This is a genomic window from Mesorhizobium sp. M7A.F.Ca.US.006.04.2.1, from assembly GCF_004022915.1.
Classification (GTDB): Bacteria; Pseudomonadota; Alphaproteobacteria; order Rhizobiales; family Rhizobiaceae; genus Mesorhizobium; species Mesorhizobium ciceri.
In genome coordinates, this window is the sequence record NZ_RZQA01000227.1 from 1 (window position 1) to 7,815 (window position 7,815).

Below are 7,815 nucleotides of genomic sequence, written 5' to 3' on the forward strand. Positions count from 1 at the left end.
ATCCGGCCGCATGCCGATCTCTACTGGGGGCCGACCTTGCAGATCCTGAAGGCGGTCTGCGAGCGCGCTTGAGGGCGGGCGGGAGTCATCGCAGCGGATAGGTCGTCCCGCCCTTACGCTTTGGGGTATCGGGCGAGAGCCAGCGCGCGGATGCGGTCGGCGACGGCGCTGTCGACCGGGTTGTAGACGGTCAGGCTCAAATCCGGCCGGCCGTCGACCGCGAAGCCCGAATATTCCAGTTCGATATCGCCAAGTTCCGGGTGCTTCAGGCGCTTTGTCCCGTCGCCATGGCTGAGCACGCCGTTTTCCCGCCACAGGGCGGCAAACTCGGGGCTGGCGCTGCAGAGTTCGTCGACGAGTTCACGCACCTCGGAGACAGCGCCGGCGCGTGCCGCATCGGCCCGGAACGCGCCCACCACGAAACGGGCGAGGTTTTGCCAGTCGTGCTGCCTGGCGCGGATATGGGGACTGAGGAACATGAAGCGCAGAATGTTGCGCTCGCCCTCGGGCAGGGTGCTGTAGTCGGTCAGCACGACCCTCGCGGCACGGTTCCAGGCAACGACGTCCCAGGTAGCGGTCCTGACTATGGCGGGGCTGGCATCGAGCGTGTCGATGAGGCGCTGCAGCCGGGGGCTGACGCCTTCGACGCCCCTGTAGCGGACCTCGGGCGGGCGCCCCAGCCCGAGCATGAAAAGATGTTCGCGCTCCGCCTCGGTCAGCAGCAGCCCCTTGGCGATGCGGTTGAGGACATCGGCCGAGGGTGCGCCGCCGCGGCCCTGTTCCAGCCATGTGTACCAGGTCGGGCTGATGTTGGCGCGCTGCGCGACCTCTTCGCGGCGCAGCCCCGGCGTGCGTCTGCGTCCGGAAAACCCGAATGATGCGGGATCAAGCCGGGTGCGCCGGTCTTTGAGGAACGCTGCTAGTGAGCCGGAATTGGAGGGCATCCTGTTAGCCATTATACCACGATAAGATCACTACTTTAATAGAATAATAGACCAGCAATATTACGCGGGCAACTGTACAGGAGATTTTGCATGCGTATCTTTCTCACCGGCGCGACCGGTTTCATCGGTTCGGCGATCGTTCCCGAACTCATCAAGGCAGGCCACCAGGTGGTCGGCGTGACCCGCTCCGACGCCGGCGCCGAGGCGCTGGCCGCCGCCGGTGCTGAAGTGCATCGCGGAACGCTCGAGGAGCCCGAAGGGCTGTGCGATGGCGCGGCCAAGGCGGACGGCGTGATCCACACGGCATTCGACCACGACTTTTCGCGGTTTGCCGAGAATTGCGAAAAGGACAAACGCGTCATCGCCGCACTGGGCGCCGCGCTCGCCGGCTCCGACCGGCCGCTGGTGATCACCTCCGGCGTCGGCATGGGCAGTCCCGGGCATGGCCAGTTGGCGATCGAGGACGTCTTCAACGCCAGCCATCCCAATCCGCGCATCGCCTCGGAGCTGGCCGGCAATGCCTTGCTGGACGCCGGCATCAATGTGTCGGTGGTGCGGCTGCCGCAGGTCCACAATCCGGTCAAGCAAGGCCTTATCACGCCGCTCATCGAGATCGCGCGTGAAAGGGGCGTCTCGGCCTATGTCGGCGAAGGCCGCAATCGCTACTCCGCGGGCCACCTCCTCGATGCGGCGCGGCTTTACCGGCTCGCCGTGGAAAAGCGGCAGCCGGGCGCGCGCTATCACGCGGTCGGCGAGGAAGGTGTCGAAGTGCGCGCTATCGCCGAGGCGCTCGGCCGGGGTTTGAAATTGCCGGTGGTTTCCATTGCGCCGGAAAAGGCGGCGGAGCATTTCGGCTGGATGGCGATGTTCGCGCCGATGGATCTGCCGTCCTCCAGCGCTCTGACCCAGGCACGGCTCGGCTGGCACCCCACCGGCCCGACGCTGATCGCCGATCTCGACGCCATGCGGTATTGATGCGCTTAGCAACGCTCGAGGTGAGCCGAAGTCTCTGACTTCGTCAGCCCCGTCGCGGAGACCCTGGGCCACGCCGCGACCTTTCGGGATTATGCTCCAGGGCTGACCGCGTAGCGCAGATGGACGAGCCCATGCGCCAGCGCCTCGCAGCTCTTCAGGGACAGCTGCGTCTTGCCCGCCAGGCCGCTCTCGCCGAACTCGACGAAACCCTGATTGGCGGCCCGTCCGTCGATCGCGGGTGCAACGAGAAGGCTCAATTCATCGACGAGCCCGGCGGCGAGGAAGGAACCGTTGATGCTGGCGCCGCCCTCGAGCAGCAGCCGGCTTATGCCGAGTTCGCGTCCGAGGACCTCAAGCATCGCGGCGAGATCGATATCGCCGGTTTCCGCGACGATATAGGACACGCCGTCGGCGGCAAGCTCTGCCAAATGGCTGTCGGCAACGTCGCGCCCAAGCAGCACCACGACATGGTCGCCACCGATGTCGGGTTTGGAAAAATGAAGCTTGCCCGAGGCATCGAGCGCCACGGCATAACCCGCACCTATTTGCGCGAAATGATAGGGCCGGTCGACCTTGCCGGCATTGGCCGGCGGATGCGCGCCGGCCTTGCTCATCTCGGCCATGGTGACGCGCCCGACGATCCAGGCATCAGCCGCGAGATCATTATGGATATGCTCGTAGAGGCTCGACCACTCGGCCCGGGTGCCATCGGGGCTCGAGGTATAGCGGCTGGGGTGGAGGCTGCCGTCAAGGGATGCCAGCATATGGCAGATGATTTGCGGCTTCATGTTGTTCTCCAGTCGAGTGCTTTGGGTTCAGTCCAAAGTAGTGCCACGCCGGGAGAATGGAAGCCGCACGCCTCATGACGTACCCAGCCGTTGAGACGGCATGTGCCGGCAGGTATCATGACCGGATGTCCGCGAACATAATCCTGTTTCATTCGGTTCTGGGGCTGCGCGAGCACGAGCGGCATCTCGCTGGAAAGCTGGGCGCCGCCGGTCACGCCGTTTCGCTGCCGGACCTCTATGCGGGCGTGGCGACGGACGATCTCGAGCAAGGCTTCGCGATCAAGGCGCGGATCGGCTGGGAGGTCATTTGCCAAAGGGCGCGCGATGCCCTGGCCTCGACGCCCGGCGATACGGTGCTGGCGGGGATTTCGATGGGTGCAGGCGTGGTCGCGTCAGTCTGGGCCTTGCGGCCGCTGACGGCCAAGGTGCTGCTGTTGCATGGGCTGGCAACCGTGCCTGCGAACATCCGGCCCGGCCTGCCGGTTCAATTGCATGTCGCCGACACCGATCCGTTCTTCCCCGAGCCGGATGTCCGCGCCTGGCAGCACGCCGCCGAGGCCGCGCAAACCGATGTGCGGATCTTCCGCTATCCAAACTCGGGACATTATTTCTCGGATCCAGCTCTGCCCGACTACAACGACACAGCCGCGGCGCTGCTTTGGCAGCGTGTTCTGGCGTTCCTGGATTGAGAAGCAGAGGGGCGGCCTTGCATTGGAGGTCTTCCGACAAAGCGGCCCCCACGCCGGAAATCCAAAATCCGACAATTCCGATAATTTGCCTGGCACCGCTGTTATATCGATGTTGCACAAATGGTTGGCCCTGGGTTAGCATCCCTGCGCAGGCGTCGGTGGGAGGCTCTTTTTACAGCGGCGGCCAGCTGGAGCGGCATGCGTTTTCGGGCGCAGGGAGGATGCTCCACACTTTGAACCGACGCATGATCCTTCCTGAAACCGATCCCGGTTTTCGGGTCGTGCGTTCTTGTGGAGGAGGATCCCATGAACAGACGTGAATTCCTGCTGTCGTCCGCGGCTTTCGGCGCCATGATGGTTGCCGCGCCTTCTGTGTTTGCGCAGGACAAGCTCACTATCCTTGGCTCGGTGCCCAGTCTCGGCTTTCCGTTCTTCGTGCACATGCTGAACGAGATCAAGGCGGAAGCCGCCACGCAAGGCGTCAATCTGACCGAAAGCGACGGCCAGAACTCGGCCACCAAGCAGACCGCCGACATCGAGGCCGCCCTGGTGCAGAAGGTCAACGCCATCGTCATCTCGCCGCTCGACGTCAACGCCCTGGCGCCGGCCATCGAGGAAGCGGTCAAGGCCGGCGTTCCCGTAGTGACGATCGACCGCCGCGTAGACGGCGTCGAGGGCATCCTCGCCCATGTCGGCGCCGACAATGTGAAGGGCGGCGAGGCGGAAGCCAACGCCGTGGTGGCGGCGTTTCCCAACGGTGCCAAGCTGTTCCATCTGCAGGGCCAGCCCGGCGCCGGCCCGGCGATCGACCGCAACAAGGGCGTGCACAATGTGCTCGATCCTCTGAAGGACAAGTATCAGATCGTCTTCGAGCAGACCGCCAACTTCGCCCGCGCCGAGGCGCTGTCGGTGACCGAGGCTGGCCTTGCCGCCAACGGCAAACCCGACGCCATCGTCTGCGCCAATGACGACATGGCGCTGGGCGCCATGGAGGCTTGTGCCGCGCGCAACTTCACCGACGTCAAGATCTACGGCTTCGATGCACTGCCCGAAGCGCTGGTCGCCGTGCGCGACGGCAAGCTTGCGGGCACGGTCGAGCAATTCCCCGGCGAGCAGTCGCGCACTGCGGTGCGCATCGCGGTGGCCTTTGCCAAGGACAAGACCGAGCCGAAGGAGAAGCTGGTGCTGCTGACGCCAATCGTCATCGGCAAGGACAATCTCGACAAGGCGGAGCGGATTGGCGAGACGAAGTAGGGTTTGCGGGGATCGGCCGATTGGCAAAGCCGGCGGGACAGCGCCCCCCTCTGTCCTGCCGGACATCTCCCCCTCAAGGGGGAGATCGACTGTTCCTCCTGCTTTCGCCAGTTCCCAAATGTTGAAAGAAAAGGTGTCGCCGGTGACACAGCCAATCTCCCTTGAGGAGGAGATGTCCGGCAGGACAGAGGGGGGCGTTCAAGCGCTGACAGGCGACATCAACTGCATGGAAGGAGCCACCCTTGCCGCCAGCCGCTGAAGCCGCCTCGCCCGAACCCATCCTGCTTGCCGTCGAAGGCATCACCAAGCATTTCTCGGGCGTCACCGCGCTCAGCGATGTCTCGCTCGATATCCGCCCCGGCGAGATCCTCGGCCTGCTGGGCGAAAACGGCGCCGGCAAATCGACGCTGCTGAAAATCCTCTCGGGTGTGATGCCGCCATCCAGCGGGCATATCATCTTCGACAGTGCCGATTATCATCCCTCCAGCCCGCAGGATGCCAAGCGGCTTGGCATCGTCACCATCTATCAGGAACTGAGCCTGATCCCGACGCTGACTGTGGCGGAGAACATTTTTATCGGCCGCGCGCCGATCGGCCCGCTCGGGCTGGTGAGTTGGCGCAAGATGGAGGAAGATTCCCGCACGATCATCGCCCGCGTCGGTCTCTCCATAGACCCGATGACGCCGGTCTCGGCATTGTCGGTGGCCGAGCAGCAACTGGTCGAGATTGCTCGGGCGCTGTCGCTGGAAAGCCGGCTGATCATCATGGACGAGCCGACCTCGGCGCTGACCGAGACCGAGGTGCAGCGGCTGCTGTCGATCATGGACCGGCTGCGCAAGGACAAGGTCGCCATCATGTTCGTCACCCACCGGCTGGAGGAAGCGTCCGCCATATGCGATCGCATGACGGTGCTGCGCGACGGCAGGCTTGCCGGCCACCTTAACCGTGAAGGCGGGCCGATCGCGCTGCCGAAAATCATCGAGAAGATGGTCGGCCGCGCGGCGTCCGAGCTCTACGCCCGGCCGGCGCAACGCGCGGTGGCCGGCGATGTCGTGCTGTCGGTGCGCGGCCTGCGCACCGTGCGCGACCCCGAGGCGCCACACGCCATCGTGCTCGACGGCGTCGACATAGACCTCAAGGCCGGTGAAATCCTCGGCGTTGCCGGGCTTGTCGGCTCAGGCCGCACCGAACTGGCGCGCGCTATCTTCGGCGCCGACCGCATCGCGGCCGGCACCATCACGCTCGACGGCGAGCCGATCGCCCCGGCATCGCCCGCGGACGCCATTGCGCTCGGCATCGGCCTGGTGCCGGAGGACCGCAAGCACCAGGCGATCTTTGCCGCGCTGGGCATCCTGCCGAATTTCTCCATCGCTTCGCTGGGCAGCTTCAGCAACGGTTTCGGCTTCATGGCCGAGCGGCGCGAGCGCGATGCGCTGTCCGGGTTTCGAAAGATGCTGTCGATCCGCATGGCTTCGGCCGAGCAGGCGATCGAGGGCCTGTCGGGCGGCAACCAGCAAAAGGTGATCCTGGCGCGCTGGCTCGCGCGCGATCCGAAAGTGCTGATCGTCGACGAGCCGACGCGCGGCGTCGATGTCGGCGCCAAGACCGAGGTGCACCAGATCCTGGTGCAGCTTGCGGCGCGCGGCATTGCGGTGATGATGATCTCGTCCGAGCTGCCCGAGGTGCTGGCGGTTTCGGACCGCATCGTCACCATGCGCCGCGGACGCATCACCGGCCAGATGCCGGGCGTCGAGGCAAACGAGGAAAGACTGATGGAACTGATGGCACTCGACCGCAAGGAGACACTATGAGCGTGGCGGGGGAGCAGGATCAGCGCGGCGGCATCAACTTCGCGCGGCTTTTGATGAGCTTCGGGCCGCTGCTGTTCCTGGTGGCGCTGATCATCGTCTTCACGGTGCTGAAGCCGAGCTTCATGGACCCGATCAACCTGTTCAACATCACAAGGCAGATCTCGATCACCGGGCTGATCGCGCTCGGCATGACCTTCGTCATCCTTACCGCCGGCATCGACCTGTCGGTCGGCTCGCTGCTCGCCTTCTGCGGCATGGTCGCCGCCGTGGTCGCCAAGGGCGGCACGGCCAACACGCTGTCGCTGTCGACGAGCGGCACGCAAGGGTTCGGCTGGTTCGCCGCGCTGCTGGCCGCCATCATCGTCGGAGCCGCTGCCGGCGGCGTGCAGGGACTTGTCATCACCCGGCTGAAAGTGCCGCCCTTCGTCGTCACGCTGGGCGGGCTGACGGTGTTTCGCGGGCTGACGCTGACCATCTCCAATGGCGGCCCGATCTCGGGCTTCGACGCCTCGATGCGCTGGTTCGGCACCGGGCTGATCGGCCCGGTGCCGGTGCCGGCGCTGATCTTCGCGGCGGCCGCCATCCTGTGCCACATCGTGCTGCGCTACACGCGCTATGGCCGCGCCGTCTATGCCGTCGGCGGTAATGCGGAAGCAGCGCGGCTGTCGGGCCTGCGCGTCGACCGCATCCTGGTCTCGGTCTACGTCATTGTCGGCTTCTTCGCCGGGCTCGCGGCCTTCGTGCTGTCGGCCAGGCTGAACTCCTCGGAAGCGGTGGCGGGCATCGGCTACGAACTGACCGTCATTTCGGCCGTCGTCATCGGCGGGACCTCGCTGTTCGGCGGCATCGGCTCGGTCGGCGGCACGGTGGTGGGCGCGGCGCTGATCGGCGTGCTGCAGAACGGGCTGCAGTTCAACAATGTCTCGTCCTACACGCAAAGCATCGTCATCGGGCTCATCCTGATCCTGGCGGTGGCGTTTGATCGGTGGCTGAAGTCGAGGGTGCGACGGTGAGGGGGACGGTTCTCCCTTCTCCCACAGTGGGAGAAGGGAGCCCCATTCCTTGCAAAACAATCATGCTTTGCTAGAAAGGTTTTGGCGGGTGGCATCGTGAGAGAACCTCATGTTTGCCGATATCATCAGACCGATCACCCTAGGTTTTTCGCTGCTGCGGCGGTTCTGGCCGCAACTCATGGCACTCGTGCTGGCCGGCGTGCTGGTCGGCGATCTCCTCATGCTGCTGGCGGCGAAGGTGGCGCTGGCCAATCACTTCGCCGGGTTGGCGATGCTGACGCTGGTGGCGCTGGCGCAGCTGGTGATGACGGTGGCAATGTTCCACGTGCTGCGCCCCGGCC

Annotated in this window: 7 protein-coding genes and 1 pseudogene; 6 read left to right on the forward strand and 2 right to left on the reverse strand. The window is 65.0% G+C overall.

What is annotated here, in order from left to right; all coding sequences use genetic code 11:
* Positions 1-113: 113 nt before the first annotated feature.
* Positions 114-944 carry a helix-turn-helix transcriptional regulator gene (locus tag EN925_RS14370; protein ID WP_245268616.1) on the reverse strand — a complete coding sequence of 277 codons (831 nt, stop codon included), beginning with the start codon at positions 942-944 and terminating at the stop codon, positions 114-116.
* A 90-nt stretch (positions 945-1,034) separates the two neighbouring features.
* On the opposite strand from EN925_RS14370, the gene EN925_RS14375 reads away from it, so the two are divergent.
* The gene (locus EN925_RS14375) at positions 1,035-1,919 is read left to right on the forward strand and encodes an SDR family oxidoreductase (RefSeq protein ID WP_024501766.1); all 885 of its coding nucleotides are present in this window, start codon (positions 1,035-1,037) and stop codon (positions 1,917-1,919) included.
* Positions 1,920-2,008: 89 nt separating this feature from the next.
* On the opposite strand, the gene EN925_RS14380 is transcribed toward EN925_RS14375, so the two are convergent.
* Positions 2,009-2,707, reverse strand: coding sequence for a RibD family protein (locus EN925_RS14380; protein WP_063168646.1), 699 nt, complete (start codon positions 2,705-2,707; stop codon positions 2,009-2,011).
* Positions 2,708-2,832: 125 nt separating this feature from the next.
* On the opposite strand from EN925_RS14380, the gene EN925_RS14385 reads away from it, so the two are divergent.
* The 5 genes and pseudogenes from EN925_RS14385 to EN925_RS14410 form a co-directional block, all read left to right on the forward strand.
* Positions 2,833-3,396, forward strand: a complete 564-nt coding sequence (locus EN925_RS14385; protein ID WP_024501764.1) for a dienelactone hydrolase family protein — start codon at positions 2,833-2,835, stop codon at positions 3,394-3,396.
* 306 nt (positions 3,397-3,702) lie between these two features.
* The gene (locus tag EN925_RS14390; RefSeq protein WP_013530574.1) at positions 3,703-4,650 is read left to right on the forward strand and encodes a substrate-binding domain-containing protein; all 948 of its coding nucleotides are present in this window, start codon (positions 3,703-3,705) and stop codon (positions 4,648-4,650) included.
* A 242-nt stretch (positions 4,651-4,892) separates the two neighbouring features.
* A complete protein-coding gene (locus tag EN925_RS14400) occupies positions 4,893-6,461 on the forward strand; it encodes a sugar ABC transporter ATP-binding protein (protein ID WP_127384942.1) in 1,569 nt (522 codons plus the stop codon).
* Entirely contained in the window at positions 6,458-7,474 is a 1,017-nt protein-coding gene (locus tag EN925_RS14405; RefSeq protein WP_013530576.1) for an ABC transporter permease, read from the forward strand. Before EN925_RS14400 ends, EN925_RS14405 begins: the two co-directional genes overlap by 4 nt.
* Positions 7,475-7,583: 109 nt before the next feature.
* Positions 7,584-7,815: pseudogene (locus EN925_RS14410) on the forward strand (hypothetical protein); the annotation flags it as partial.

What these genes read in the sequence shown, in the direction of transcription:
- EN925_RS14405 (WP_013530576.1), top strand. Translation starts at nt 6,458, where the DNA reads ATGAGCGTGGCGGGGGAGCAGGATCAGCGCGGCGGCATCAACTTCGCG.
- EN925_RS14385 (WP_024501764.1), top strand. Translation starts at nt 2,833, where the DNA reads ATGTCCGCGAACATAATCCTGTTTCATTCGGTTCTGGGGCTGCGCGAG.
- EN925_RS14375 (WP_024501766.1), top strand. Translation starts at nt 1,035, where the DNA reads ATGCGTATCTTTCTCACCGGCGCGACCGGTTTCATCGGTTCGGCGATC.
- EN925_RS14390 (WP_013530574.1), top strand. Translation starts at nt 3,703, where the DNA reads ATGAACAGACGTGAATTCCTGCTGTCGTCCGCGGCTTTCGGCGCCATG.
- EN925_RS14380 (WP_063168646.1), bottom strand. Translation starts at nt 2,707, where the DNA reads ATGAAGCCGCAAATCATCTGCCATATGCTGGCATCCCTTGACGGCAGC.
- EN925_RS14370 (WP_245268616.1), bottom strand. Translation starts at nt 944, where the DNA reads ATGCCCTCCAATTCCGGCTCACTAGCAGCGTTCCTCAAAGACCGGCGC.